The organism is Streptomyces sp. NPDC005784 (assembly GCF_042871525.1).
Classification (GTDB): Bacteria; Actinomycetota; Actinomycetes; order Streptomycetales; family Streptomycetaceae; genus Streptomyces.
The window spans coordinates 1-25,532 of the sequence record NZ_JBIAIQ010000043.1 but is presented as its reverse complement, the minus strand read 5'-3'; the positions used below and the strand labels follow the sequence as shown (position 1 = coordinate 25,532).

The following is a 25,532-nucleotide window of genomic DNA, read 5'->3' as shown; positions in this document are numbered from 1 at the left end:
GGCGATGAGAGTGCTTGCGGCTGGGGCTACAGGGTGCTGACGAGACCGCCGTCGACGACGAAGTCGGAGCCGGTGATGTTCGCGGCCCGGTCGCCGGCGAGGAACACGACGAGGTCGGCGACCTCGTCGGGGCGGGTGAACCGGCCGGTGGCGGCGTCGGCGGCGGCCCGCTCGGCCACGTCGTCGGCGGAGCCGCCGGTGGCGGCGGCGACCGTCGCGGCGACCCCGTCGCGCGCCAGCCACAGACCGGTGGTGACGGGGCCGGGGCTCACGGTGTTGACGCGGACGCCCCGCGGGCCCACCTGCTTGGACAGGGACTTGCAGAAGTTCGACAGTGCGGCTTTCGACGCGCTGTAGTCGATCACGAGCGGGTCGGGCAGGAACGCGTTGACGGAGCTGACCGTCACGATGCTCCCCGCTCCGCGCTCCAGCAGGTGCGGGAGCGCGGCCCGGGTGGTGTATACGGGGGCCAGGAGGTTGACGGACAGCGTCGCGGCCCAGTCGTCGTCGGTCACCGCGAGGAAGCCGTCGGTGCGGGGCCGGACGGCACCCACGTTGTTCACCAGAATGTCCAGGCCGCCGTAGGCGAAGGTCGCGGCGGCGACCAACTCGGCCGGTCCCTCGGGTGCGGTCAGGTCCACCGCGACCGTCAGGACGTCGCCTTCGGCGGCCAGCGCCCGCAGCTCGGGGGTGATCTCCCGCGAACCGGTCACGACCCGGGCACCCTCACGTACGAGTGCCCCGGCCACGGCGAGTCCGATGCCGCGGCTCGCGCCGGTGACGACCGCGGTCCTGCCGGTCAGGTGCAGATTCATGCCAGGGCCCTTCGACGGTGCCGGTGCTGTCGGTGGAGTGCGGTTCGGAGGAAGCGCCGTTCAACGGAGGCTTCGTTCAACGGAGTTGCCGTTCAGCGGAAGCGCCGTTCAGAGGGAGTGCCGACGCAGCCAGTCCAGTGCGGTGTCGGCGACCTCGCGCCAGCCGCCGTCGATCGTCAACGAGTGTCCGCGGTCGGGGAAGTCGGTGATGTCGGTGACGGCCTCGGAGTGCCGGTACTGCTTGAGGGTGGCCCGGACGACGGCCTCCGGCACCGTGTGGTCCTTGCCGCCGGTCATCAGCAGCAGCGGTCCGCGCGAGCCGTTGGCGGTGTCGACCTTGGCCGGCGAGTGCGGGTTGAAGTTGGCGGCGGCGGCCTCGAACAGGGGCTTGCCCGGGGCGGGGATCGCCCATCGCTCGAACAGCTCAACCGACTCCTCCTCGGACACGGCGTTGCCGAACGCGAAGCGGAACTGATCGGCCGTGAGGGAGACCGAGCGGTGCTTGTTGCCAGGGTTCTTGAACACGGGCAGCGTCGCGCGCAGCGCGGACAGCGGCAGCGGGAGCACTCCCTTGATCTGGGCGGCGTCGATCGCGACGGCGGCGGCCGCCAGGTTCTGCCCGAGGAGCTTCTGCGCGATCATGCCGCCGAACGAGTGCCCGATCACGATGGGCGGGGCCGGCAGCTCCCGGATGATCGCCGCGTAGTGGTTCACCACCTCGTCGATTCCGTGGTCGGCGATGCTCTCGGGGTTGGCACTGGCCTCCTCGACGGTGCCGGGGTCGCCGGGCCAGCCCGGTGCGACCGGGGCGTAACCCTCCCGCTGGAACAGGTCGAGCCAGGGGGCCCACGAGGAGGCGTGCAGCCACAGGCCGTGGATGAAGATGACGGGGACGGGGTTCGATGGCGTCATGACGACCTCTCGGTTCGGACGGTGCGGTGGGTCCAGCGATGTGATCGATACAGCGGTGCTGCCGATACGGCCAGGTGTCCGGCGCCGGGCCAGCACACCACGGGGGCCACGGCGTTCGTACCGGGGAAAGACCCCAGTGCGTCGGTGCCGGAATCGGGGTGGACTCCGCAGTGGGGCCGGGTGACACGCCTGCTCGCGCGTCCGTTCCCACCCCCACCCCCGGGAGCTGCGACTACGGACGGGTGCCGAAGGGGCCCAGGAGCCCGGCGTCGATCCGCAGCGATTCGAGCATGGTGGCCGCGTTGTCGAGGGTGAACACGTCGGCCGCGGCGAGGACTCCGGTGTACTTGGCGATCACCGGACCGGCCGCCTGCTGCGCGACGGCGTCCAGGTAGGTCTTGAAGATCGCCCAGGAGTTCCCGGACGGGCCGTACTTCTGGAAGAACGGCGTCGGGTCCAGGGACATCGCGGCCTTCACACCGTCGGTGAGGTCGGCGATGTACCGCTTCTGCACGTCGCCGTCGGCGCGCACCCCGAGCCGGCCGAGGTGTCCGCCGACCAGGGTCGTCCAGGGGTAGCTCATCGCCGTGTCCTGCGCCTTCACCCAGGCGGGGATGTCCTGCGAGACGGCCAGGTTCCTGAACGGCACCCAGCCGGGATAGAGGACGTCCACCACCATCAGCGTCGCGTGGTCGGGCGCGTAGACGAAGATGTTGTCCGGGGAGTGGTTGGGGCCGTGGTAGGCGAGCTCCAGGCGTTCTCCGCCGACGCGCAGGTCGAAGTGGTCGTCGAAGGTCACGGTCGGGAGCGGCCGGTTGGGGTCGGCCTCCAGCCGGAGCAGTCGGCGGGTCTCGCTGTGCGCGATGCGCACGACGTGTTTGCCGAAGAGGTGGGCGGAGCCGATGTGGTCGGCGTGGGTGTGGGTGTAGACCAGGTGGGTGACCTTCGGCGGCCGGCCGTTGGCACGGGTGACCTCGGCGATGGCGCGCAGCAGGTTGTTCCCGATGGTCGGCGGCGCGTCGACGAGCACCACCCCTTCGCGGGTGCTCAGGAACATCGCCTGGTAGTAGGCGTCGGTCACCCAGTACAGGTTGCCCTTGATACGGCCGACGAAGTAGCCCTGCTCGTTGAGCGCGGGGCCGGTCGCGGCGGTGGGGACCGGGGCGAAGTCGGGGAGATCCGTCGAAGCGGTGGCGGTGGAGGTGGCGGCGTGTGCCGTGCCCGGCAGTACCTCGCCGCCGAGGACGGCCGCGGTGGGGACCGCCAGCGCGGCCGTCGCGGTCCTGAGGAACGCGCGGCGGTTCGCGGTCGTGGTGGGGCGGGATTCCGGTGTCATGGGTCGGGGCCTTCCAGGGGGCTGGCGGAGTCGTCGTCGGCGGCGGGTGCGGCGACCGCAGGACATCACCCGCGTTTCCTGGTTCGTATCAGGGAGAACCCCCAGTCCCGGCGCGCGCCCGGCCCCCGACCGGACTGGGGTGCCATCCGCCAGTGGCGGGCGACAGGCTCAGTTCTCGCTGGTCAGCAAGGAGTTGAGCTGTCGCCGGGAGGTGATGTCGAGTTTCCGGAAGATCTTGTTGAGGTGGTACTCGACGGTCGACTGCGTGATGAAGAGCCGGGTCGCGATCTCGGTGTTGGTGGTTCCGTGCGCGGCGAGGGTGGCGATGCGCCGTTCCTGCGGAGTGAGGTCGTGCTCGGTGAGGTCGTGCGGGGAGCGGCCGGCGCGCTTGCGGGGGTGCGCGCCGGTGGCGAGGAGCTCGGTCCGGGCCCGCTCGGCGAAGGCGGCTGCCCCCATGTCGGTGAACATCCGGTACGCATGGCCCAGTTGGGTCCGGGCGTCGGTGCGGCGTTTGCGCCTGCGGAGCCATTCACCGTAGAGGAGGTGGGTGCGGGCCAGTTCGGTGCGTACCTGGGTGCGGTCGAGGAGGTTCAGGGATTGGGCGAAGTGGGGTTCGGTCCGGTCGTGGTCGGCCGAGACCAGGGCCCGGCAGCGTTCCAGGAGTCCCAGGGCCCAGGGCGTGCCGGCCGGCAGGGCGCGTTCTTCGAGGCGGGTGAGGGCCTGTCGGGCCGTGGGCCGGTCGCCGCAGCGGGTGGAGGCCTCGATGAGATCGGGCAGGGCGCGGGGGGCGCCTCCGGGGTTGTCGGCGTCGAAGGTGACGCGCGCGTGGGCGGCGGCCTGGACGTAGTGCCCCAGGCTGAGTTCGAGGACGGTCAGGCTGTTCCGGGCCCAGTCGGCCAGACCGCCGTGCGCGTGCCGGCTGGCCAGGTCGCGTACGAGGAGGGCCGCGGCCGTGCGGGCCGCCGATTCCTGGCCGCTCCAGGCCAAGAGCTCCACACGGTAGGCCAGGCCGGGTGAGGGCTGGCCGATGACGGCGGCGAGGTCCTGTGCCTCGTCCAGGCACGCGGTGGCGGTGGCGAACCGGCCGGCCCGGAGCTCCCAGGTGGACCGGACCACCAGGGTGGAGCGCAGTGCTCCCAGCGCGCCGATGGCGCGCTCGTGTGCCTCCACGAGCCGGGCTGCCTCCGCGCCGCCGGTCTCGTCCCAGACCTCCTCGGCGGCGTAGAGGGCCAGGGTCGCCGCGCGTAGGCCGTGCCCGACCACGTCGGTGTCCCGTTCCAGGGCGGCGAGTGCGGCCTGGAGGAGAGGCAGGGCGGCCTGGTAGCCGCCGTGCATCCGCAGAGCGAAGCCTTCGAGGAGGAGGTCGGCGCTGCTGGGGAGGGCGGACGGCTCAGGTGTCGGGGGTACGACCGCCGTGGTGACGGCCGGCGGGGCGGCGGCTCGCGGGGTGGCGAACGGTGAGGCCACGGTCAGCGTGGTCAGGGACGAGGTCTCGGCCGGCGGGGCGACGACCGCTGGTGCCAGGGCCGCCGGCGCCGGAGCCGCCGGTACCAGGGCACGCGGGGTCACGGTCGGCGCGAACAGGGCGGGCGGTGCCAGGGTTGGCGGGGGCGCGGCTGGCAGGTTCGTGGCCACGGCCGGTGGGGTCGGGACCACGACCGGCGCGGACCCGACCGGCGCGGGCAGCGCCGGCGGGCTCGGGGCCAGGGGGCTCAGGGCGGGCGAGGTCAGGATCGTCACGCCGAGTTCCTGGCGGGTCGTCGCGTCGTGTTCACCGCACAGCACGGCCAGGAGTCCTTCCAGCAGGATGGACCGGGCCAGAACGCGGTCCGTGTCCGCGACCACGCCGGCCGCGGCCAGCAGCGGCGATCCCAGGCCCGCGAGCCGCCCGAAGTAGATGTCGGTGGTGGCCTGGGTGAGCAGGGCACGGGCCCGCAGGACGGTGTCGCCGCCGGCCAGGAGCGGCTGGGCCTGCGCGAGGAGGGACTGGGCGGTAGCGGGATCGCCCATCACGAGATGGGCCCGGGCGGCCTCGACGAGCCGCACCGCCCGGTTGGCCTGGGAGAGCTGTGCCGCTCGGGCCAGGAGGGCGGCCCGTTCGGCATAGCCGCCGCGCCCGCGGGCCAGTTCCGCCGCCGCGACCAGTTCGTCGGCCACCTCGTCGTCGAGCCCGACTGTCGCCTCGGCGCGGTGCCAGGCCCGCCGCTCGGGGTTGCGCAGTGCATCGCTGACGGCGGCGAGCGCGGCGTGGACGCGCCTGCGCTCACCGGCCGGGGCGCTGCGGTAGACGGCCGAGCGGATCAGCGGGTGCCGGAACTCCAGCAGCCGCCCGCCGGTGAGCACGCCCGCGGATACCGCCGCGTCCGCGGCCTGCGCGAAGACGCCCAGTTCCGCCGCCGCCCGCCACAGCAGCAGCGCGTCCTCGGGCGGCGCGGCCGACAGCAGTACCAGGAAGGTCCGGGTCTCCGGAGGCAGGCCCCTCACCAGACGTCCGAAGTGGTTCTCCAGCCGGGCTCCCACCGGCAGCGGTTCGAGCAGCGGAGCCGTCCCGGCCAGGTGCGCGGGGCTCAGCGCCTGGGCGCTCTCCATCAGTGCCAGGGGGTTGCCGCCAGCGTCGGCCACGATGCGCGCGGCCACCGCCGCGTCCACCCGCCCCTCCACGCTGTGCCCGAGCAGCTCGTGCGCCTGGGCGCCGGCCAGTCCGCCGACCGTCAGAGTCTCCAGCCCCTCGAACGCGCCTGGTCCGCCCGGTTCCTCGCGGCCCGCGATCACCAGGCCCAGAGCCTCCGCGCCCAGCCGCCGGGCCACGAACGCCAGCGCGTCGCGGGACTCGCGGTCCAGCCACTGCACGTCGTCGACCAGGCACAGCAGCGGCCGTGCCGAGGCGGCGTCGGCCAGCAGCGTCAGGGCGGCCATACCCACCAGGTAGCGATCGGCCCGAGGCGCGGCCAGCATTCCGAACGCGGAGGCCAGCGCCTCGTGCTGGGGGGCCGGCAGCGACTCCAGACCGTCCAGGAAGGGCCGCAGCAGACGGTGCAGGCCCGCGAATCCGAGCCGCGCCTCGGACTCCGTCCCGGCGGTGCGTACGACCCGCAGGTCGTTCGAGGTCTCAGCGAGGTGGTCCAGCAGCGTGGTCTTGCCGATACCGGCCTCGCCGACGACGACGAGCGCCGCGCTCATACCGTCACGCACGCCCGCGACCAGGTCGGACAGGACCCGCAGTTCCTCCTGTCGACCGGTGAGCGGAACCCGGCGGGTGCGGGCTCCGGCCCGGGAGCGTTCAGTCATTCCCTCAGGAGACCACCCCGGGGTCCCCGAGCCCCTGGGGGTCGCCCCTAGTGTGGCCGCCGACGTGCCGCTGCCTCCGCCGCTGCGATGCCGTCAAGGCTGCGGGGTTCGGAGCGCCTGCGCGAGGTGGCGGCGTGAGGTGATGCCGAGCTTGGCGTAGATGTTCGACAAGTGGTACTCGACGGTCTTCTGGGTGACGTAGAGCTCCGTCGCGGCCTCCTGGTTCGTCTTTCCGCCGGCTATGAGGTGGGCGACCGACAACTCCCGCTCGGTCAGCGCGAGTACGTGCTGCCGGGCGTGGGCGGGAGCGGTGAGTCCCATGGCGGCGAGGTCCGTCTCGCAGCGCCGCAGGAACGGTTCTGCCCGCAGGGCGTCGAATCGGTCGTGGGCCGACTTGAACCACCGTGCGGCCTCCCGCCGGGAGCCGGTCCTGGTCGCCACCAGGAGCCTGCCGTAACCGTGTTCCAGCATCGCGCGGAACAGCGGGGCGTCCTCGCCGGCGTCACCGACCCCGCCGGTCTCGACGGGGCTCCCGGCGGTGTCGGGCCCATCGGTGCCGTCCGTCTTCCCGCCCAGAGCCTGGGCGTAGATCGCCAGCGCCTCACGCGGCCGCCCCTGGGCTTCGGCGAGTTGGCCGCTGAGCCGGGCTCCCACGACCCGCAGATATCCACTGCCGTCGTAACCGCGCCAGAAGTCGTCGAGGGCCCAGGCGGCGGCCGCCAGCCGTCCCGTCCCGGTGAGCGCTTCGACCAGCAGGGACTGCTGCCACAACCACAGGGGCTTGAACCGCAGGCGTACTCGATCGCCCTCGGCCCCGGCCTCGTCCCCGTTCCCGCCCCCGTCCTCGGCTCCGGTCACCGGCTCGACCAGCGGAGCCAACGACCTCACCATGGCGGCGTGGTCACCCCGGGCCTGCGCCAGCACCGCCCCCGCCAGTCCGGCGTACACACGCTCCGCCGGTGGATCTCCCAGCATCCGGTTGATCCCCTCCAGGGCCTCGACGGACTCCTGGGCCGCCTCCCAGTGCCCGCGCCCCGCCTGTACGCACACGGCCGCGAACCACGTGGCCGCGTCGCCGAGGACGTGGTCGTGGGCCGCGGCGATCGCGAGCGCCCGGTCCGCCGCGCTCTCACTGGCACTCCAGTCACCCGCGAGGTACTCCACCACCGCCAGCAGCGACGACGCCAGATGGCTGAGCTTGGACCCCGCGCCCAGCCGGTCGCGGTGCGCCACGGTGACCAGATCGGCCCGCGCCGCGGCCAGCCGGCCCAGGAACAGGTGCATGACACCACGGGTGGCCAGCGTCGCGAGCTGGTCGTTTGACGCCTCGGCGGCCTCGACGGGAAGGTGCGCCATGTCCAGCAGCGCCGCACCGGGCCCCTGGTCCCACATCCGGCCCGTGGCCAGCACCGCGCGGATGAAATCGGACGTGCCCGCGTCGAGGTCACCGATCGCCAGCGTCTTGCCCGCGATGTCGGCCGTCCGCGCGCCCCGGCACTGCCGGATCGTGATGACGGTCAGAAAGGTACCGGCCAGGAGCGCCACCCAGCTCGCGTCCGGATCGGCGAGCGCCTCCTGCCAGGCCTCGGTCAACCGAGCCTCGGCCGCGGCCAGCCGGCCCTCCAGGAGGTCCATGACCCCCAGCACGCAACTGCGCAGCGTTCCCTCCGCGCACTCCTCCACCTGCGCCCTCAACCGCACGGCGGCCCACGGCTGCAAGGTCAGCAGCCACTGCGCACAGGCCGTGAGCAGACGCCGCTCCCGTTCCAGGCGGTCGTCGGACAACGACGATGCCCACAGCAACCGGGTGGCGGCCAGGGCGTTGCGGCCGGCGAGGGCCTCGGCGTTCGCCGAACGCTCCAGGTCGGCCGCCAGAACAGGGTCATCGGACGTGGCCGCGGCCACACGATGAGCCCAGGCTGCCCCCGAACCCACCACCTCGGCCGCGGCGCTGTGCAGCGCGCGCCGTCGCTCGGGACCGATCCCCGCGTAGACCGCGTCCCGCTGCAACCCGTGCACCAAGGCCACCGGCCCCACGGAATCCGCCGGCCACCACCGCACCAGACCCGCCGCCAGCGCCGGTTCGAGCGCCCGCACGGCGTCGTCCACCCCGGCCACCCGCGCCACACCCACCAGGGGGAACCGGCCGTCCAGCACCGCCAGCGCCTCCACCAGGGCCACCGAATCGGCGGGAAGGCGCCCCAGTGCGGCCCCGATCCCCGCCCGCAGCGACTGGTGGACCGGCCACCGCCGTGCCGACTCGTCGCCCAGCACCTGAAGCGGTACCTCCGCCAGGACCGTGCGCACGTAGAGGGGATGGCCCTTCGTGTAGCCGTGCAGCCGTGTCACCAGCTCCGGTGTCACACGCACCGCCAACAGCCGCCGGGCCAACTGGTCGACCTCGTCCTGTCCGAGTCCGCCGACCTCGACCCGCGCCGCCCGGTCGACGGACCGCACCAGCCGTTCCAGCGCCTCCACGCTCTGCTCGCTGTCCGTACGGGTCGCCATCAGCACCAGCACCCGGTCGGCCCAGAGGCGGCGCACCACGAATCCCAGCACCTGCGAGGACAGCGGATCGGCCCAGTGCGCGTCGTCGACGACGACCGCGACCCTGCCCCCGGACTCCTGCAGTGCGCCCAGCAGCAGCAACAACTGCCCGCCCAGGGCGTGCGGCGACACCCCCGCCGCGTCCGGCCGCGCCAGCAGCGGGAACCGGGCCGCCAGATCCCTGTCCACCCGCCTCACCAGCTGGCTCAGCACACCACCGGGCAGATCGGTCTCCGAGGGATCGCCCACCGCCCACAGCATCGTGAAGTCCTCCAGCGAGGAGACCACCCGGCGTATCAGAGCGCTCTTGCCGATCCCCGCCTCACCCTCGACGACCGCCAGCCACGCCTCACCGCCGCGCACCTTGTCCACACACGCCGCGAGCCGCTCGGACTCGGACCGCCGCCCGACGAAAACCTCACGTTCATCGTTCGTGCTCGCGTCGGACGCACTGCCGGCCACGCTCATGTCTTGGTCTCCCAGAGAGGTCGGATCGGTGCGTGCGCCGCAGGTACGAGCGAGATCATCTTATCGTCGACGCCATTGCCGGGGCAGGGAGTTGAGGAGTGATCCCACCGGTCGGACGCGTGCTCGTCCAGAGCTAAGCTTGTTGTTTAGTGGGCGTTTTTATCGGTTAAGCCTGTTTCATCCCCAGGGCGATTGCAAAGTCGCGGTGATCTCGTGAGTGTGCAGGTCACGGCGGCGTGACGATGCCGGAAGGGTGCGCGACCGGACGCATCGAAGCTCCGTTGTGGAGGTGACCTTGCCAAGTCGCCTGCGCCCAACGGAGCTTCGATGTGCCGTCAGTCTGCCACCGTCTGCCTGGTCAAGTCGCCGACTCGTCAGCACTGCGCGACGGGTCCGCTGGCCGATCGGCTGGCTACGCTGGCCGATCCGCGGTGCCGGCGCGGGAAGCGTCACCCCTTCGTGGCAGTGCTGCTGATCGCCTGCTCCGCCGTGGTGACGGGGGCGAGGAGCTTCGTGGCGATCGATGAGTGGGCGGCCGACGCCCCGCAGGATGCCCTGGCCCGGTTCGGTGCCCGCACCGCGACTGTCCTGGCCGTGCGGGTCCCGCCCAGCGGTGCGACGATCCGCCGGGTCATCAAAGACACCTGCCCCGGCGGCCTGGCCGACCTCCTCGGACACGACCCGGCCGGCACCGACACCCTCGCGATCGACGGCAAGAGCGCCCGCGGCTCGCGCCTGGGCAGCACCCCGGCCGCCCATCTGCTGGCCGCGATGACCGGCACGGGCATGACCGTCACCCAGCTCAGGGTCCCCGAGAAGACGAACGAGATCACGTGCTTCGCCGCCCTGTTGGACCCCTATGACCTGCAAGGAGTCACGGTGACCGGCGACGCACTGCACACTCAGCGCGACCACGCCCGCTTCCTCGTCGAGGCGAAGAAGGCGCACTACGCCTTCACGGTGAAGCGGAACCAGAAGAATCTCTACGAACAGATGCGGACCCTGCCCTGGGGCGAGGCGACGGCGAAGTTCTACGACCGCACCCAGGGGCACGGCCGGAAGGAGACCCGGGTCGTGCAGGTGCTGACCGTCACCGACCTCGGCGTCGACTTCCCCCATGCCGCTCAGGTCGCCAGGGTCGTACGTCACCGCACCGACACCCGGACCGGCAAGCAGAGCCGGGAAACGGTCTACGTGATCACCGACCTGCCCAGCCGCCAGGCGTCCCCGGAACGCATCGCGACGATCCTCAGGGCGCACTGGGTGATCGAAAACAGGCTCCACTTCGTCCGCGACACCGCCTTCCGCGAAGACGCCTCCAAGATCCGCACCGGGCACAGCCCGGAGAACATGGCCACCCTGCGCAGCTTCGCCATCAACCGGCTCCGTGCCGCGGGCCACACCAACATCGCCGCCGGACTCCGCACGACAGCCCTCCGCCCCTACGAACGACCGCTGGCCCTCCTCGGCCTCAACTGACCTGCATCAACGCACGATCAACGAACTTTGCAATCGCCCTGGTTTCATCCCAACTCATTCTGGGGTCGGAGTGCAACTCCTGGGGCGCCAGTGCACCAACGTGGCTGGTGGAACTCGACAAGAGACCGTATTGACGGTTTCATCCTTTGAAGTCTGTCTCATTCCAAGGGGTGTGCATATCGACGGTTTCCCTCGCCGTGTCCCACGCGGGACCGGACACACGAGAGGCGCGAATGCGGCCCTGAGGCGCGTGTGGCGATGCAAATTGGGTGAAAACGACCTCTGAGAGGGCGTTTGGTGTAGGCGAATTGCTGTTTATTTCCTAGTAGGTTCCTCGCCAGGTAGGGGTGGTCTCGTCCGTTATGCGCTTGGTGAGGTTGTCGATCGAGGCGACGTGGATCATGGCTTCGGAGCTGGTGGGCAGGGTCTCGTAGTCGCGGGCGAGGCGGCGGTGCATCATGATCCATCCGATGCTCCGCTCCACGACCCAGCGCCTTTTGACGATATGAAAGCCGCGGATCTCAGGGTTTCTTTTGACGACTTCGACGTCGATTCCAAGCTGTGCCCCGTGCTCGACGACAGCGTTCTTGAAGCCGGTGTCGACCCAGCTCTTGGAGATGGTCGGGTAGGTCTTCTTGGCCTGGTCGAGGAGTTGTATTCCGACGGCGTTTTCCGACAGGCTTGCGGCGGTGACGGTCACGGCGAGGATGAGTCCGAGCGTGTCGGTGATGATGCCCCGTTTCCGGCCGACGATCTTCTTTGCGGCGTCCGTTCCCTGGCTGGTCAGGGGCACGTTGGTGGAGGTCTTCACACTCTGGGTGTCGATCACGGATGCGGTCGGTTCGGGCTTGCGCCCCTCTTTCACACGGGCCAGGCCGGTCAGGTCGTAGTTGAGCTGGGCGAGAATTCCTTCGTCACGCCAGGCGGCGTAGTAGGCGTAGACGGTGCCGTGGTTCGGGAAGTCGTGTGGGAGGTATTTCCAGGGGATTCCCGTGCGGTTGATGTAGAGGATTGCGTTGAAGACATCGCGTAGTTCGACCTGGGCCGGCCGGCCGGTGGGTCTGCGATCGAGTCGGGCGTTCCTCCAGGCGGATAAGGTCGGTTCGATCAACGCCCATCGGGCGTCGGACAGGTCGCTGGGGTACGGCTTGCGCTGGTTCACGAAAGGGCTCCAGGTCGACGCCCGTCTCGTGATCAATCAGCCGGTCGTCCAGGGAGTCACGCCAGACCTCGGGCCGCACCGTGGTCCGGCAGTCAGCCTCGACGCAGTACCGGAACAGGTATCGAAAATACGCAGGGGCGATCCCGGTCCCGGGGTCCGCGGTCATGTGCACGATGACCTCGTAGTCCCGCATGTAGTCGGTGAAGCCGTGATAGACCACGGCGTGATCGAACGCCTCATCGAGAGCGCGCTCCAAAGCTGCGACGTCCATGACGAATTACTACAGGATCGACTGCTCCAGCAGCCGCACCTCACCCGGCACAGGCCGCGCTGACACGCGTAGGGTGCACGCATGACGGAGTCAGCGAAGGGCAGGAGAGCGCCCCGGAAGCCGAGTGAGCTACGTGACGTCTACGAGTTCCTGGGGGAGGTGCGGCTTCGTCCAGGCATGTGGGTCCGCCGTAGCTCGCTGCAGCATCTGGACTCCATGCTGGTCGGCTACAGGGTCGCTTCGGAGATCCACGGCATCGATGAGAGTTTTGAGTTCTGGAACGGTGGCCCGTTCGCTGAGTGGTTGTGGAAGCGGCTCGGCATGTCGTACCCCAGCGCGCTGGGCTGGGCCGTCGAGATCGAGCGGGCGGCGGAGATCGCAGAGGTGCCTGCGATGGAGATGTTCTTCTCCTTCCTGGATGAGTTCCGCAGCGAACGTGGCGGGCGGCAGGCCACGGAAGAGGGGTAACCCTCGCCTGCCCCTCGGGGTGAAGCCAGGTCCCTCCCCGCCACCGTCGATGGCAGCGGGGACCTACCCGGTCAGTCCTGACCGGACGAACGCTGACTGCTGATCCGGCGAGCCAGTCCTTCGAAGAGCTCTTGAAGACTGGCTGCAGCAAGGTCGAACTGATCGAACCAAGAGGCGGTAGTCGACCTCCACACCTGCCCAGAGCCCGCCAGTGCGAACAGGTGGCCGCCGCCGTCGCTGGCGAACACCAGGGCAGGTTCCTCCCCATCGATCGGGACGGCCCCGTACTCGCGGAAGTGGCTCGCGACCATCGAGGACGAATGAATGAAGTAGCCGCTGTCCACATCCGGCAGGGAGACCTCGTCGATCACCCAGAACATCGTGGTCAGGTCGGAGGGAATCGGCGTCAATTCCACCAGAGCATCCGTCGCATTGTGGTTCGCCTCGGTCGCGAGCACCACCGCGTTCTTGCCGGGAGGGAAGCCGTGCCGTTCCTGGAACGACCGCATCAGCTCCGTGAGTGCTTCATCCGCCTGCTCGCACCAGGCCCGAACCCATTCCGCTTCAAGTCGTTGACCAGCCACGATTGGCCCTTTCATTGATCAGTGGATCAGACGTCGAGCCGGTGAAGGATCTGCGTGAACTCGTCGGACTCGATCAGACCCGTGAGTACCTGGGTCATGTTGCTGATGCCGGGATCGCGGACGATGAGGCCGTCCGAGCACCAGAAGTAGCGACCTCCCAGGGCTTCTCCGCTTTCGGCCCATCTCGCCATGATGACCTCGACTTGTCCGAGGGTGATGATGGTCGCGCTCCAGCGGGATCCGTCGTTGAGGTCCACAAAGACGTCGACGTTGTCCACCGACTCCAGGTCCTCGCCGGCGTTTGGCAGGTAGGCGGCTTCGAAGTGCTCCGTGCGAACCCGGTACCAGGGCCCATCCCAGCGGCCCGGCTGCGTGCTGGGCTCATCGGGCGAGTGTGCCGGGCCGAACCGGCCCTGCTCAACTGGGTTCTTCTGGCGTGCTTCCAGTCGGAGTGCGGTTCACCTGTCGGGGTCGTACGGCGGGATGCTCCAGCGCAGTATCGCTTCGCCTGCGCGGGATTCGAGGGTGGCGGGGTAGACCTGACCGTAGGCCCGCTTTCCACGGTGGCGCATCGAGTGGTCCCCGCCGTCCCAGCCGAGACCGAGAACTTCGCACCCGCCGAGGTCGATAGTGCCCGCAAGCAGTGGGTGGCTCCATCCGGCCCGGTGGAACCGGTGGAAGTCGGTGTGGGCATCGACGGAGACCATCAGGCCGTTCCCGGGCCCTTCGCGGGTCCAGGTCCGGAGCCGTTCCGCGACCGCCCCGGCCTCGACCAACGGGAGGTCGAGCCATCCGCGCGGTCCGTGTCCGCTGGCGTGGTGTGGGATGCGGTCGCCGCCGAATAGAGCATGGACGGTGTCTTCGTACTTGCCCCAGTAGGTGACGTCCGCCAGGCCGTCGGTGGACTCGCCGTCGGCCTAGAGCGCCGACGCGGTGCCGGTGACGGAGCCGTACTCGGGAACCGGACGCCCGCCGGTCCAGATCCCCTGGAAGCACTCGTACTCTTCGTTCACTCACCTCAATCAGACACAGTGAAGAGACGACGGAATCGATGATCGGCAGCATTATGGCCCTCGTGGTGGCCCCCTTGGCCATGGCCGGGCTGGCTCGATGGGCGGCGGCAAGGAGGCGGCACGGCCTGGCAGCGGGCCGGGCCGTTCACTTCCGCTGCCGACTCGACGGCCGTAAGGGCCGGCTGCTGGCCGACCCGCGCCTCGACGGACCCGTCTTCCTCGACCGCTCCGGCAGTGTCATTGCTCTACCGCGCGGCGGTGAGGCCCTGGACGCGACGGTCACCACCATGGGCCAGGGCGCCTTCGAGAAGGTCGGCCTGCGCTACCGGACACCCGACGGCCAGGTGTTGCGGCTGGGCCTGGGCACACACGACGCGCGGACGATCGGTGCCTGGCTGAGCGAACAGGCCCACCCGACCCTCGCACCCTCTCGCCGGCCGCTGTTGCCGACCGCGCCGCTCTGGGCGGTGGTGGCGCTAGTGGCGTCGCTGTTCGTGGGCTTGGCCGCAGCGGACTTCGCCCTGCTCGGGAAACACACCTCCGCCGAGGTCGTCCGTCCGAACCGGGCCGAGGACGGCTGCATTGTCAGCTGGGACGGCGGTTCGCAACATACGACTGTGGACTGCGACAGGGCAGACGTACGTTCCGGCGATCACGTCCCGATCATCGCGCTGCCCTGGCCCTTCCTGGGGGAGGCCATGGATACGCGGACCTCCTTGATCGTGGTCGCCGTCCTCGGGGGCGGCCCCGGTCTGCTCGGCCTTGGCGGTGCGCTGGTCATCAGCCCGTTGGCCTGCGCCCGACGCGTCCGGAGGGCGCGCCAAGCCGGCCCCGCCATCACCTCACAGGCGGCCGCGAGCGACAAGGACGACGAGGAGAGCGAGGACAGATGGCCCACCCTCGAGGACGACCTGAACTACGCGGGCCTCGCCGCCGCGGCCCGTCACGGCGATCGCCACGCTCCGGGTCCCCGGGTGACCTCGCCGCGCCGCGGCTTCGGCCGTACGTCCCTCTCGCCGCGCATCTGGGTGCTGACCACCGTCCTCGGCACCGGCGCCTGGTACTTCCTGCTGGGCTCCTGCGGCGCCGTCCTCGACGACCCCTTCCACCTGGGGCACCGCCGCTTCCTCGTGTTCGGAACGGTCGCCATCGTCTCCCTCGCCCGGCTCGGCTGGTTCATCGTGGACCGGTCCGCCCTCTGCGGCCCGGTACTGCGTGCCGCCCGTTCCGCGGCCGGGGACGGCACATGGCAGCCCATGCGCTACATCCGGCTGCGGCCGAACCCCGGAGAGCTGGTACTGGTCCTGTTCCGCCCGGACGGCGGAGACGTGGCGGCACCGGTACTCCTCCAGCGAATCTCACGGTCCCGCGGAAGTGAGCGCCGTACCGTCGGCGGCCCTGCTCCGGTCGGCGACGCTCTGGTGCACGACACTGGCGTGGGCCCGCTGATCTGCGAGATCGACGGCGTCCGCTACCTCCCGAGGGGCCGTGCCGTCGAGACCGCTGCCGACCCCGCATTCACGCGCGCCGAACTGCGCAACCTCGCCGAGAGCCACATCCGACCGGTCGGCCGACGCTAGTGCCGCGTCAGCCAGGGTTCGCCCCGTCGCAACGCCTGGCTCGCTCTCTCGCCGCACTGGCCGAAAGCTCGCCTCGTACGGCGACGCGGGCCACTACCTCGCCCCGCTCTTCGACGTCGACACCCACGTCCACGGACGCCTCACCCACACCCACGCACCTGGGGTCGCCGACCTCGCCGAACGGACCGGCTTCGACTTCGGCCCCCAGGGCAGCCGCGACCGACACGAGCTCGGCGTCAACGCCGCCGCCTACATCCAGGAACAGACCGAACGCGCCCTGTGTGCCCTCGCCGAACAGACCATCACCACGACCGGGCTCGGCAACCTGTGCTTGGCGGGCGGGGTCGCCCTCAACTGCGTCGCCGCCGACAAGATCCGCCGCCTGGACACGGTCACCGGCTACTTCGCCCCACCCACCGCGTCCGATCGCGGACAGGCTCTCGGCTCGCCTGGCACCGACTCACCGGCGACCTGCCCAAACGTCCCCTGACCAACAACTACTTCGGCCGCGACTACACCGACGAGGAGATCCTGCAGGCCCTGAACAGGAACCCCCGCTCCGGCCTCGTCGAACGCCGCCGCACACCCTTCACTTGGCGCCGCGAGAGCGACATCGCCCAAACAGCCGCCCAGATGATGGTTCCAGGGCGGCAGCGAACTCGGGCCCCGCGCACTGGGGGCCCGCAGCATCCTCGCCGACCCCCGCACCACCGCTGGCGCCGACGCCCTCAACCACAGGGATCAAGCACCGCGAGCCGTTCCGGCCATTCGCCCGGGCCGTCCTCACCGACCACGCCACGACCTGGTTCGACTTCGACGGGACCAGCCCGTTCATGCTGCTCGCCCCACCCGTACGCAAGGACCACGCCGACCACGTCGACGGCACCGCCCGCGTCCAGACCGTCGACCCCGAAGCCGCGCCCGCCTACGGCGCGCTGATCGACCACTTCCACCAGATGACAGGAGTACCCGTCGTCCTGAACACGTCCTTCAACGACCGCGAGCCCATCGTCGAGACCCCAGCCCACACGCTCGCCACACTCCAGGACTGTGATCTGGATGCGGCATGCATTGGCGCATACCTGGTCGAACGGTCCTGGCTTCGCACCGGGGGCTGCCACACTGAAAGACATGCCGACCTCCACTCCGCCGCTGAGGGAAGCCGCCCGCGCCATCGTCCTCGACACGGAGGACCGCGTCCTGCTGCTGCGCTACGACGAGAACGGCGGCTTCTGGGCAACGCCGGGCGGCTCGCTGGAGGGCGGAGAGGACCACGCCACGGCGACGCTCCGCGAGTTGCGTGAAGAACTCGGTCTCGACGCGAAGGCCGTCGAACTGGGGGCGCAGCTTGCCGAGCGCAGCCAGGATCACCTGGTCGGCGGGCGCGAAGTCCGGCAGGTGGAAAAGTACTTCCTTGCGCGCGTCCGCGCAGCCGACGTCAACCCGGCCCACACCACGCAACCCGACAACATCCGCGAGCACCGCTGGTGGACCATCGCCGAACTGCGCGCCGCCCAAGAGACCGTCTACCCCGTGGGACTCGCCGACCTGGTCACCGCCACACTCGAGCACGGTCCGCCCGTGCGCCCCGTCGTGTTGACCGGATGAACCGTCCCGGCACCGTGCGGGGGAGCAGCCTGCGGGCGTGACTGAGAACTGCCCAGCGAGCTGCTGCCTGCCCTATGCCGCCGTACTCTGCGACGTCGACGGCGTGCTGCGGCACTGGCCCGCCGACATCAAGATCGAGCACGCCCATGGACTGCCCGCTAGCTCCCTCGCGGCCGCAGCCTTCGCACCTGCTCGAATCAACCCCGCCATCAGCGGCGAGATCACCGACGAGCAGTGGCGGTCCGCGGTGGCGGCCGACCTCGCCACCATCTGCGGCTCCTACAAGCGGGCGCTGCCGTGACCGCCTGGCCCGACCGCACCCCGTCCGTGGACCTGGAACTGGTGGCTCTGCTCACCCAGGTCCGTGACGTCGCTCGCGTCGCCCTGGGCCCGAACGGAACCACATGGCTGGAGCAGGACCTCTCCTTTCCAGGGACTGGACAGCCTTGCCCACACCGTGGTGAACACCGCCCGGATCGGCATCGCGAAACCCGATCCCAGGGTCTACCGCATCGCCGCCGAACGCGTCGGGGCATGCAGGGCGATCGCCTCGATGTCCTCGGCCGTGGCGGACTGCTGGAAGGCTTCGGGGCGCGCGAGATGCGGCGGAAGTCCATGACGCTCCTTATACGGCCTTGTCGGGGGCCGGGCCGGTCTTGCATGTTCGCTTCACACCAGCCCGGCGGCGTTTCCACGACGTCGTGCCGCGTGGATTCAGAGGGGCGTGCCGTCGCAGTCGACGTAGCCGTCGGGGCCGAGGTGGGGTTCGACGCAGCCGTCGTGCGCTCCGTCGGGAACGTCTGCTTCGTCGCCCGGGGTCGCGTGCCGGGCAAGGAAGGCGCCGGCGTGGGCTGCGGCCTCGGTCCGGGTTCCGTATGGTTGCCCGGCCTGGCCGCTGATGCCGTTGGCTCCAGTGGCCTCCCAGGTGAATCCTTCCTCGCCAGGGAGCTGAATGATCTCGGCGACACCCCCGCCGAGCCGCAGCTCGAACGGTTCGCCTTCGCCACTGGTGCCGTCGGGCTTGCGCACGGCGCCGGGCCAGCGCAGCCTCGCCGCCTGCTTGGTGATCCCCCACGCCGCCCCGAGCTGCGCGTAGCTGGCTCCGGTAGCACCGGCGGTACGCGCCGCGCCGTCGGCAAGACGCCTGGCGATGCCCTCGATCTCGTGAAGGGCGTACAGGTACGAGAGTTGCCAGTCCGGCGAGGTCATGATGCCGTCGGGGACTTCCTGGCCGTCGGCGCGGTAGGCGAACTCGCGCGTGGAGATCGCATGGGCCAGGACGCGGGCGGCTTCAGCCACCTCGTCTTGGAGTTGCAGGACCTCGTCATCGCCGGGTTCCCGGTACGGGGGCTCATGCAGGGTCATGACGTCACGCCAGAAGGCGTCCAGAGTAGATTCCATAACGACAAGAATACTTGTCGCCCGGTGAGGTGACAAGTATTCTTGTCGCTAGTTCTGTGCCTTCGCGGGCTCAGCCCTCCCTCGGCTACCGGCCCCCCGGCGCCTCCGTCGAGAGCGCCCGACGAACCGGTCGCCGCCCCGAACCAGGTTTGACGTCCGATGGTCGGTGCGTCAGACCTTCAGAGGAGAAACGGACCGCCGTCGTGGCTGCAGTCCTGCTCCGTGGTGTCTGTACTCAACTTCCCCGCCGTGTAGCCCTGTTGGTAGCCGATCGAGGGGTGGCCGGTCCACCGTTCTGAATTCTGAGACTTCCTCGCTGTTCACCCTTGAGGGTGACACAGGGCCGTCGAGGCACTCCGCAGGACCGGGGGCACCGCCCGCGGGGAGCGGGGCGATGGGGAACTCAGGCACACATTCACAAAGACGGTGTCCTACATGGTGAGTTTGAGGAGCCGTTTGTAGCAGCAGAGTGCTGCGGCGAGGCCGAGAAAGGCCAGGTAGTTGCGGGGATCTCGTTCGTAGCGGGGGCTGAGTCTGCGGTAGCCGGACAGCCAGGACATGGTCCGTTCGATCACCCATCGGCGTCGGCCCAATCGTTCGCTGGACTCGATGCCCTTGCGGGCGATACGTACTCCGATCCGCTTGCCGCGGAGCCATTTTCGCAGGTCGGGGATGTCGTAGGCCTTGTCGGCGTGGAGGCGTTGGGGCTTGAAGTAGCGGCCGCGGTAGGGGTCATGTTTCGTTTGGTGACCCTCCACCATGGGCTTCAGGCCTTGGCTGTCGTGGACGTTGGCGGCCGAGACGCCCACGACCAGGGGCAGTCCGTGCGCGTCCGACAGGATGTGCATCTTGGAACCCGGCTTGCCTCGGTCCACGGGGCTCGGACCTGTGTGTTCGCCCCCTTTTTAGCGCGCACATGAGCCGAGTCGAGGACCACACGGGAGACATCGACGAGGCCCGCGTCATCGAGCCGGTGAACGACGGCTTCATGCAGGCGGCCCCACACGCCGGCCCTCGACCAGATCATGAACCTACGGTGTGCGGTCGACTTCGATATCCCGAAGCACGGCGGCAGGGCTCGCCAGGCACATCCACTGACCAGCACGTAGATGATCGCCGCGAACAGCGTCTCATCAGGCGTGTTCTGCTTCCCGCCGCCTTGCGGCCGTACCCGATCCTCCGGGATCAACGGCCTGGCGAGCTCCCACAAGCCGTCCGGAACAATCCAACTCCACGTACCCCGCCCCATACAAAGCCCAACGACCAACCGCCATGTAGGACACCGTCTAAAGCGCCTGAGTTCGCGATTTCTGAGGCGCTGGTACCACGAACTTGGCCCCTGCCGCCCGGGCTTCTCGGCCGTGGGCGGCTCGGTTCCGGCGGATTCGAGGTCGAATTCTTGGCGTCGGTCATGGGGCCGGAGCGAGACGGTCAGTGAAGCTCGCAGCCGCGGAGCATCACGGAGTCCACGAAGGTTCCGAAGCTCGATCGCCGGTTACCGAAAGGTCACATTCGGCGCGGCATAGCTCCGTCCTGCCAGCGATAGAGGTCGCGCAGCAGGGAAATTTCGGCGCCGTGATGGATCAGTTCCCTGTTGACGTGCAGGACCCTGTTCTCCATGGGAAACCGCTCGGGACCCACCGTGGGCGGATTGTCCAGGTCAGCGTCCGAGAGTTCGCGGACCCCCGCGTTCCATCGCCCATACATCTCATCGAGCTGTTTCAGCGCCTCGTCAGCGGTCCCCGCGTAGGCGAACGCCTCGGAGTCGAAGTCCCGGCCGCCGAAGTACCACTCGACCCGATAGGCCAGGCACGAGACGATGATGTGCCCAAGGCGCCAGGCGATCGTGGTCACCGGCGCCGGTTCCGGCACCAGGTCGGGGGACGCGTAGTCCAGCGTCCATTCCCCCGAACCGTCCGACATCGGTGCGGCCGACGTGCCACGTGGGCGGATGCTCCAGCAGCCCCCCACCGGCTCCCAGAAGTACTCCTCGTCGGTGAGACCTTCCAGCCGTGGCCGCAGGTTCTTGCGCCAGTACCAGTCCAACTGCTCCGCGAGCCGCTCGCTTCTTGTCATCGCCGCACACTACATACAACGGAGACCTGGCTGCGCCCCTCGCAGACGCCGTCACCGGCCGTCTACGGGGTGTCCTCCTGGTCTTGGTCGGATATGGGGTCGGGGTGGAATGGCCTGGTGTAGCGCAGTCCGGTGTCGGGGGTGATGTTGAATACCGCGCACAGGTGTTGCGGGTCGGCGCCGGTGACGGCGGCCTCTTCGAGGATTCGGTCCTCGCGAAGTCGTCGTGCGGTGACGGGGAGATCCTTGAGCAGGGGCTGCATCCAGCCGATGGTGACCGGCGTGCGAGAGTGCGCGGTCTGCGAGCTGAGGAACAGGTGGGGGTTGCGGGTGTGTGGCCAGCGTGCGTTCCGGAGGTAGATGTAATCGGAGGCGGCCTGGCGAGTGAAGGCGTCGAGGGGATGGTCGATGTCGCCGAACGAGAGTCGGCCGCCGGTGAAGTCGATGGCAGCCAAGGGCAGTGCTCGGGCCTGGTGGGGGTAGAGCGCATGAATGCCGATGAGGGCGATCAGCAGCTTGAGGGCGGGGTCCGTGGCGGCGGCCGCGGCGAGAGTTTGGATCGCCTCGGCGCTCAGTGGCGTGGGCACCGAGGTGGGCTTCGGCCCCAAGCGCAGGCCGCGTGCGGGATCGACGAACAGCAACCGTTGGCTCTTGAGGGTCTTGAACATGTTGCGCAGCGCGACGGCTTCGTTGTGCGGTGATGAGCAATGGGCAAGCCACTCCGTGAGGTCGGCGCGCGTGACCTGACGAAGGGTGCGGTAGCGCTTCGAGCAGTCGAGGAGGAATGGGGCCGAGGCGTTGACCTGGTTGCGGACGGTGTTGGTTGAACGGGGCCGGCGACGGGGCCCGCCGTATCGGACGATGCGGATCCACACGAGGGCTTCTGCACGGATCTCCGGGTGCACGTCGCTGAGCCGACGGTGGATCCACGCGTCGAGAGGGTCAATGCGGTCGTCGTCGAGGAGGTCGAGGTGAGCGAGGACCTCGGTAACCCGGGTGATGGCACGTCTGACTTGCTGGCGCGGCAGAGTGGCAACGGTGCTGGCCTTGATGCTTTCGTGCGGACCGTGGACGGCGGTCAGCAGGTACAGGCTTCGCAGCACCCGCTCGCGCAAGGCCGGTGACCAGCCTTGAGCCTCGGCGCTGGCCTCGGCCCGCGCGGAGACGTAGGCGGTGAAGGCGGAGTCTATGGGCTCGACATCGGGCACGGTGACGCGCGACATGTCCCGCTCGGCGATGAACAGCGGCTCCTGACGCCACCGAGGCATCGCCCAGAATGAGCCGCCGACGGGCCGGTACGCTTCGGGTGAGCCGCGCTTCCGCGTCAGGGCGGCAAGGTGGACCCGCCGGACCAGATCGGCGATGAACAGCTGCTGCCCGGTGGTGGCCGCAGTGGTGAGGTCCGGTCGCTGCCACGTCCGTGGAACGGCTTGGGCCTGGCAGCGGCACAGCCGGCACACCCCGTGCTTGAGGAGCGGCACGGTGCGGCGGCAGGTCGCGCAAGTGCCGGTCTCGTGGCCGCGGTTGCGCAAGGAGGTGCAGGCTGCACAGCGGCCGTGGCGGTGCCAGGTGCCCCAGGCGAGGCAGTCGCTGCAGCTGTCCGCGTACGGCACACGGGGATGACAGCGACGGCAGTAGCCGCCGACGTAGTGGGCGTCGCTGCCGCATGCTTTGCAGGTCGGCGGCGGAAGGTCGGGATGCAGACAGCTGAAGCAGCGGAGCCGGCCGTACTCCGCGACCTTGTCGCCGCACTGCTTGCACGGCCGGGGCCGCAGGTTCACAGCGGTGGTTCCGTCCGACCGACCCGACGTTCGATCCTGGGGTGCTCGCCCGCGACCGCCGCCGGGGCGGACGTGCTTGCGGGACGCCGAGCGCGAGCCTTCTCGGGCTCCGGGGCCAGAAGGTCGTTGGGTTGGCAGCCCAGGACCTCGCAGATGATGTCGAGGTCGTCCAGACGGATGGTGACCGGCTGCCCGGACCACAGATTGGACATCTTCCCCGCGCTGATCGTCAGGCCGGCGTCGGCGAGCATCGACTGCAGCTGCGAGGACTTCCAGATGTCGCGCTGCGCGGCGGCCAGCCGCAGGTTCCACTTCATGACGGCTCCTGTCCTGGGCTATCCGGTGAACCGAGATGCGGCCCGCTGGCCGGCGGAAGCCCAGGCGTCCTCGATGTGGGTCTTGTTGACGTGTTCACGTAGATCATCGTGGTGTTGATCCAGCGATGGCCGAGCAGCTCCTGGATAGCGACGACGTTCATGCCCTGTGCGTACAGATCGGACGCGGCGAAGTGCCGGAGCGCGTGCGGAGTAGCACGGCCGGACCAGCGAGGCAGGTGGCGCTCCACTGCCTCCGCCATCGCGCCCCGAATCGCGCTGGTGCTCACGCGCTTGCAGCGGCCACCGGGATCGCGGCGCTCGGAGGGGAGCAGGGGTGCACCGGGCTCATCGAGGTGCCCGTCGAACTCCCACCGCGGGCCCTGGAGCCACCATTCGAGGAGTTCACGAGAACCGTTGATGAGCGGGACCAGGCGCTCCTTCTTCTGACCGCGGCTGCCCTTGCCGCGCAGCAGCACCTTGCCGAAGGTGCCCAGGTCCCAGCGGATGTCGTGGACTTCGAGCAGGCACAGTTCCGAGACCCGCGGGCCAATGAGGCTGGCCAGGCGGCATGCGGTGTAATTACGGACACACGGCGCGTACTTCCGAGCCGAATGTAGATCGTCGCGCCATCCGGCGAAGAGCCGATCGACGTCTGCGGCCGGCGGCGGGATCCGCACCCGCATGTTGGTCTTGCCTCGTGGGCGGTTAATCTCATCAACCGGGCACTGCACCAGCACGCCAGTCGCCGCGTGGATATCGGCCTGATGCCGCACCTCCAGGAACTCGAAGTACGTCGCCAGGGACTGCGCCTTGCGGACCTTCGTCAGCGTGGCCAGCCGTCGCTGGTCCTCACCGAAGAACCGGTCGAGGTCAGTCGGGACCAGCTCCCAGAACGGGCGGCCGCACCAGCCGCGCACCTCCATCAGCGCATCCACGTCGCCGGAGATCGTCTCGTCGGCGATCCCGGCCGCAGCCCGGGCGAGCACGAACTCAGACAGCAGGTCCTGCTCGAAGTCCGCTATGTCCTGCGGCGACTCCAACAGCGGTCGAGATCGGATCGGTGCAACGACAGCGAGCGACATCCCGCCCCCTCAACTTCGCCATATCCAGCGGAATCTCAGGCTGCCGGATAGAAGCTCATGAATTCTGAGACTTCCTCGCTGTTCACCCTTGAGGGTGACACAGGGCCGTCGAGGCACTCCGCAGGACCGGGGGCACCGCCCGCGGGGAGCGGGGCGATGGGGAACTCAGGCACACATTCACAACGAGCACCTCATCAGCGAGCCGGATCTTCGCCCGGTGCAGATCGTCGAGTCGAACCTTCAGCGCCTCGGCCTCGACAGGATCGGACCAAAATTCGTGCGGCGACTTCATGTCACAGCCCGGTTTGACGACAATCCTTCCGGCTTTGGTCTCCCGCAGATCGGCCTCGGTCATCTCGGTCATGAAGCGGGTGGAGCCGCAGATCACGACGATACGCGGGAGACTCAGCAACTTCTTCGCGTCGGCGAGCTTCTCCTCGGGGGTAAGCAGTTGCGGGTATGACACTAGTTCCTCCTGGTGGTGTGGTCCAAGGGGTGCCTGCGGAGACGAGAACGCGGGTGTCCAAGATCGTCGTGGGTCAGGTACGTCGGATCGGCTGGGCTGTCGACGGCCTCCTCGAACGGCTCGTGGAGACCAGGACTCTCCGGGCAGCGGCATGAGCAGCGGACCGTCACATCGACACGGCCAACCTGATCGCCGGTGAACGCCGGCCTGGCCGAGGCGGCAGCACGTTAGAGATCCTTGCGGAGGGCCCGGTTTACGTCGGGGTTCCTGTCGGGCCGGTATGAAGTGATCGGCGTGTACCCCTGAGATCGGTACAGCGCCAAGGCCGCCGTGTTGTCTATACCCGTCTCCAGCTGAACACGGGTGGCGCCCCTGAGTTTCGCGTCGGCTTCCAGACGCTGCAGGATCTTCCGTCCCAGGGACTGGGATCGGGCTGCGGGGTGGACATACATCCGTTTGATCTCTGCGGTCTGCGTGTCCAGGAACGACCATCCGCCGCACCCGAGGGGGCTCCCGTCTTCGTCTCGCGTCAGCAGGAGCAGTCCGCGCGGGGGAGTGAACTGGGAGACGGGCGTATCGGCGGGGTTGTCGGCGAAGCCGTATATCGAGCGCTGTTCGTCGTGTAATCCCAGCAGGAGCCGCTGGACCGCAGGATCGTCGTACAGAGCGGGAGCTATGGTCCAAACGGGCCGGAGACGAGCACGCCTGGTGTGTGTCATGTGCCTGATAGTGCCCGGTCGACGACGTGGAGGACATCGCTTCGTGTCAGGCGGCGGGGGTGAGCTGACCGTGGCCTCGGCATACTCCCCATAGGCGGCCATTTACGGCCCCACTGATGGCCAGCGGTTTCCCCGCGGATGGCCAGATATCTCCCCGCT

At 69.3% G+C, this 25,532-nt stretch carries 23 protein-coding genes and 1 pseudogene; 7 read left to right on the top strand and 17 right to left on the bottom strand.

Annotated elements, in window-relative coordinates:
* Positions 1 to 26 precede the first annotated feature (26 nt).
* The 5 genes from ACFYR3_RS38790 to ACFYR3_RS38770 form a co-directional block, all read right to left on the bottom strand.
* Positions 27 to 815 (bottom strand): SDR family NAD(P)-dependent oxidoreductase, encoded by a 789-nt coding sequence (locus ACFYR3_RS38790; protein ID WP_389286744.1) that lies wholly within the window; start codon positions 813 to 815, stop codon positions 27 to 29.
* A gap of 108 nt (positions 816 to 923) precedes the next feature.
* The gene (locus ACFYR3_RS38785) at positions 924 to 1,727 is read right to left on the bottom strand and encodes an alpha/beta hydrolase (RefSeq protein WP_389286742.1); all 804 of its coding nucleotides are present in this window, start codon (positions 1,725 to 1,727) and stop codon (positions 924 to 926) included.
* Between the two features lie 232 nt (positions 1,728 to 1,959).
* Positions 1,960 to 3,063: an MBL fold metallo-hydrolase gene (locus tag ACFYR3_RS38780; RefSeq protein WP_389286740.1), complete on the bottom strand. Its 1,104-nt coding sequence runs from the start codon at positions 3,061 to 3,063 to the stop codon at positions 1,960 to 1,962.
* Positions 3,064 to 3,231: 168 nt separating this feature from the next.
* Positions 3,232 to 6,351, bottom strand: coding sequence for an AAA family ATPase (locus tag ACFYR3_RS38775; protein ID WP_389286738.1), 3,120 nt, complete (start codon positions 6,349 to 6,351; stop codon positions 3,232 to 3,234).
* Between the two features lie 93 nt (positions 6,352 to 6,444).
* Positions 6,445 to 9,366 carry an AAA family ATPase gene (locus tag ACFYR3_RS38770; protein ID WP_389286736.1) on the bottom strand — a complete coding sequence of 974 codons (2,922 nt, stop codon included), beginning with the start codon at positions 9,364 to 9,366 and terminating at the stop codon, positions 6,445 to 6,447.
* A 327-nt stretch (positions 9,367 to 9,693) separates the two neighbouring features.
* Here ACFYR3_RS38770 and ACFYR3_RS38765 point away from each other — a divergent pair, with 327 nt between their 5' ends.
* Positions 9,694 to 10,845: an ISAs1 family transposase gene (locus ACFYR3_RS38765; protein WP_389286734.1), complete on the top strand. Its 1,152-nt coding sequence runs from the start codon at positions 9,694 to 9,696 to the stop codon at positions 10,843 to 10,845.
* A 322-nt stretch (positions 10,846 to 11,167) separates the two neighbouring features.
* On the opposite strand, the gene ACFYR3_RS38760 is transcribed toward ACFYR3_RS38765, so the two are convergent.
* Complete coding sequence (locus ACFYR3_RS38760; RefSeq protein ID WP_389286732.1) at positions 11,168 to 12,007, bottom strand: IS5 family transposase; 840 nt, start codon at positions 12,005 to 12,007, stop codon at positions 11,168 to 11,170.
* Positions 12,008 to 12,359: 352 nt separating this feature from the next.
* On the opposite strand from ACFYR3_RS38760, the gene ACFYR3_RS38755 reads away from it, so the two are divergent.
* Positions 12,360 to 12,746, top strand: a complete 387-nt coding sequence (locus ACFYR3_RS38755) for a hypothetical protein (protein ID WP_389286730.1) — start codon at positions 12,360 to 12,362, stop codon at positions 12,744 to 12,746.
* Between the two features lie 71 nt (positions 12,747 to 12,817).
* On the opposite strand, the gene ACFYR3_RS38750 is transcribed toward ACFYR3_RS38755, so the two are convergent.
* The 3 genes from ACFYR3_RS38750 to ACFYR3_RS38740 form a co-directional block, all read right to left on the bottom strand.
* Positions 12,818 to 13,330 carry a hypothetical protein gene (locus ACFYR3_RS38750; protein ID WP_389286728.1) on the bottom strand — a complete coding sequence of 171 codons (513 nt, stop codon included), beginning with the start codon at positions 13,328 to 13,330 and terminating at the stop codon, positions 12,818 to 12,820.
* Between the two features lie 26 nt (positions 13,331 to 13,356).
* Entirely contained in the window at positions 13,357 to 13,638 is a 282-nt protein-coding gene (locus ACFYR3_RS38745; protein WP_389286800.1) for a hypothetical protein, read from the bottom strand.
* A 150-nt stretch (positions 13,639 to 13,788) separates the two neighbouring features.
* A complete protein-coding gene (locus ACFYR3_RS38740; RefSeq protein WP_356781560.1) occupies positions 13,789 to 14,037 on the bottom strand; it encodes a hypothetical protein in 249 nt (82 codons plus the stop codon).
* Positions 14,038 to 14,381: 344 nt separating this feature from the next.
* Between ACFYR3_RS38740 and ACFYR3_RS38735 the strand changes: the two genes are divergently transcribed.
* The 5 genes and pseudogenes from ACFYR3_RS38735 to ACFYR3_RS38715 all read left to right on the top strand — a co-directional run bounded on the left by ACFYR3_RS38735 (position 14,382) and on the right by ACFYR3_RS38715 (position 17,832).
* Positions 14,382 to 15,923: a hypothetical protein gene (locus ACFYR3_RS38735; protein ID WP_389286727.1), complete on the top strand. Its 1,542-nt coding sequence runs from the start codon at positions 14,382 to 14,384 to the stop codon at positions 15,921 to 15,923.
* A complete protein-coding gene (locus ACFYR3_RS38730; protein WP_389286725.1) occupies positions 15,832 to 16,413 on the top strand; it encodes a carbamoyltransferase N-terminal domain-containing protein in 582 nt (193 codons plus the stop codon). The genes ACFYR3_RS38735 and ACFYR3_RS38730 overlap by 92 nt, the downstream gene beginning before the upstream one ends.
* A gap of 223 nt (positions 16,414 to 16,636) precedes the next feature.
* Positions 16,637 to 16,957: pseudogene (locus ACFYR3_RS38725) on the top strand (carbamoyltransferase C-terminal domain-containing protein); the annotation flags it as partial.
* A 97-nt stretch (positions 16,958 to 17,054) separates the two neighbouring features.
* On the top strand, positions 17,055 to 17,531 hold the full coding sequence (locus ACFYR3_RS38720; RefSeq protein ID WP_389286723.1) for an NUDIX hydrolase: 477 nt from the start codon (positions 17,055 to 17,057) through the stop codon (positions 17,529 to 17,531).
* A gap of 37 nt (positions 17,532 to 17,568) precedes the next feature.
* Positions 17,569 to 17,832, top strand: coding sequence for a hypothetical protein (locus ACFYR3_RS38715; protein WP_389286721.1), 264 nt, complete (start codon positions 17,569 to 17,571; stop codon positions 17,830 to 17,832).
* Positions 17,833 to 18,245: 413 nt separating this feature from the next.
* On the opposite strand, the gene ACFYR3_RS38710 is transcribed toward ACFYR3_RS38715, so the two are convergent.
* From ACFYR3_RS38710 to ACFYR3_RS38675, 8 genes are all read right to left on the bottom strand, one after another.
* Positions 18,246 to 18,932: a hypothetical protein gene (locus ACFYR3_RS38710; protein WP_389286719.1), complete on the bottom strand. Its 687-nt coding sequence runs from the start codon at positions 18,930 to 18,932 to the stop codon at positions 18,246 to 18,248.
* A gap of 431 nt (positions 18,933 to 19,363) precedes the next feature.
* Positions 19,364 to 20,181 (bottom strand): IS5 family transposase gene (locus ACFYR3_RS38705; RefSeq protein WP_389286717.1). Its coding sequence is split into 2 segments (ribosomal slippage): positions 19,364 to 19,839 and positions 19,839 to 20,181, totalling 819 coding nucleotides; the frame shifts between segments, so codons are not numbered across the junction.
* A gap of 257 nt (positions 20,182 to 20,438) precedes the next feature.
* Entirely contained in the window at positions 20,439 to 21,008 is a 570-nt protein-coding gene (locus ACFYR3_RS38700) for a DinB family protein (RefSeq protein ID WP_356786868.1), read from the bottom strand.
* 62 nt (positions 21,009 to 21,070) lie between these two features.
* Positions 21,071 to 22,540, bottom strand: a complete 1,470-nt coding sequence (locus tag ACFYR3_RS38695) for a hypothetical protein (protein WP_389286715.1) — start codon at positions 22,538 to 22,540, stop codon at positions 21,071 to 21,073.
* 245 nt (positions 22,541 to 22,785) lie between these two features.
* Positions 22,786 to 23,106: a helix-turn-helix transcriptional regulator gene (locus tag ACFYR3_RS38690; RefSeq protein WP_067344253.1), complete on the bottom strand. Its 321-nt coding sequence runs from the start codon at positions 23,104 to 23,106 to the stop codon at positions 22,786 to 22,788.
* Positions 23,103 to 24,188 (bottom strand): tyrosine-type recombinase/integrase, encoded by a 1,086-nt coding sequence (locus tag ACFYR3_RS38685; protein WP_389286713.1) that lies wholly within the window; start codon positions 24,186 to 24,188, stop codon positions 23,103 to 23,105. The genes ACFYR3_RS38690 and ACFYR3_RS38685 overlap by 4 nt, the downstream gene beginning before the upstream one ends.
* An 82-nt stretch (positions 24,189 to 24,270) precedes the next feature.
* On the bottom strand, positions 24,271 to 24,654 hold the full coding sequence (locus ACFYR3_RS38680; RefSeq protein ID WP_389286712.1) for a hypothetical protein: 384 nt from the start codon (positions 24,652 to 24,654) through the stop codon (positions 24,271 to 24,273).
* 227 nt (positions 24,655 to 24,881) lie between these two features.
* Positions 24,882 to 25,373 carry a GNAT family N-acetyltransferase gene (locus tag ACFYR3_RS38675; protein WP_389286710.1) on the bottom strand — a complete coding sequence of 164 codons (492 nt, stop codon included), beginning with the start codon at positions 25,371 to 25,373 and terminating at the stop codon, positions 24,882 to 24,884.
* Positions 25,374 to 25,532 lie beyond the last annotated feature (159 nt).

Excerpts from the sequence above, each read along its gene's own strand:
- ACFYR3_RS38720 (WP_389286723.1), top strand. The coding sequence starts at position 17,055 with ATGCCGACCTCCACTCCGCCGCTGAGGGAAGCCGCCCGCGCCATCGTC.
- ACFYR3_RS38710 (WP_389286719.1), bottom strand. The coding sequence starts at position 18,932 with ATGGAATCTACTCTGGACGCCTTCTGGCGTGACGTCATGACCCTGCAT.
- ACFYR3_RS38735 (WP_389286727.1), top strand. The coding sequence starts at position 14,382 with ATGATCGGCAGCATTATGGCCCTCGTGGTGGCCCCCTTGGCCATGGCC.
- ACFYR3_RS38785 (WP_389286742.1), bottom strand. The coding sequence starts at position 1,727 with ATGACGCCATCGAACCCCGTCCCCGTCATCTTCATCCACGGCCTGTGG.
- ACFYR3_RS38790 (WP_389286744.1), bottom strand. The coding sequence starts at position 815 with ATGAATCTGCACCTGACCGGCAGGACCGCGGTCGTCACCGGCGCGAGC.
- ACFYR3_RS38755 (WP_389286730.1), top strand. The coding sequence starts at position 12,360 with ATGACGGAGTCAGCGAAGGGCAGGAGAGCGCCCCGGAAGCCGAGTGAG.
- ACFYR3_RS38775 (WP_389286738.1), bottom strand. The coding sequence starts at position 6,351 with ATGACTGAACGCTCCCGGGCCGGAGCCCGCACCCGCCGGGTTCCGCTC.
- ACFYR3_RS38770 (WP_389286736.1), bottom strand. The coding sequence starts at position 9,366 with ATGAGCGTGGCCGGCAGTGCGTCCGACGCGAGCACGAACGATGAACGT.
- ACFYR3_RS38765 (WP_389286734.1), top strand. The coding sequence starts at position 9,694 with ATGTGCCGTCAGTCTGCCACCGTCTGCCTGGTCAAGTCGCCGACTCGT.
- ACFYR3_RS38700 (WP_356786868.1), bottom strand. The coding sequence starts at position 21,008 with ATGACAAGAAGCGAGCGGCTCGCGGAGCAGTTGGACTGGTACTGGCGC.
- ACFYR3_RS38675 (WP_389286710.1), bottom strand. The coding sequence starts at position 25,373 with ATGACACACACCAGGCGTGCTCGTCTCCGGCCCGTTTGGACCATAGCT.
- ACFYR3_RS38780 (WP_389286740.1), bottom strand. The coding sequence starts at position 3,063 with ATGACACCGGAATCCCGCCCCACCACGACCGCGAACCGCCGCGCGTTC.
- ACFYR3_RS38690 (WP_067344253.1), bottom strand. The coding sequence starts at position 23,106 with ATGAAGTGGAACCTGCGGCTGGCCGCCGCGCAGCGCGACATCTGGAAG.
- ACFYR3_RS38685 (WP_389286713.1), bottom strand. The coding sequence starts at position 24,188 with ATGTCGCTCGCTGTCGTTGCACCGATCCGATCTCGACCGCTGTTGGAG.
- ACFYR3_RS38740 (WP_356781560.1), bottom strand. The coding sequence starts at position 14,037 with ATGGTCTCCGTCGATGCCCACACCGACTTCCACCGGTTCCACCGGGCC.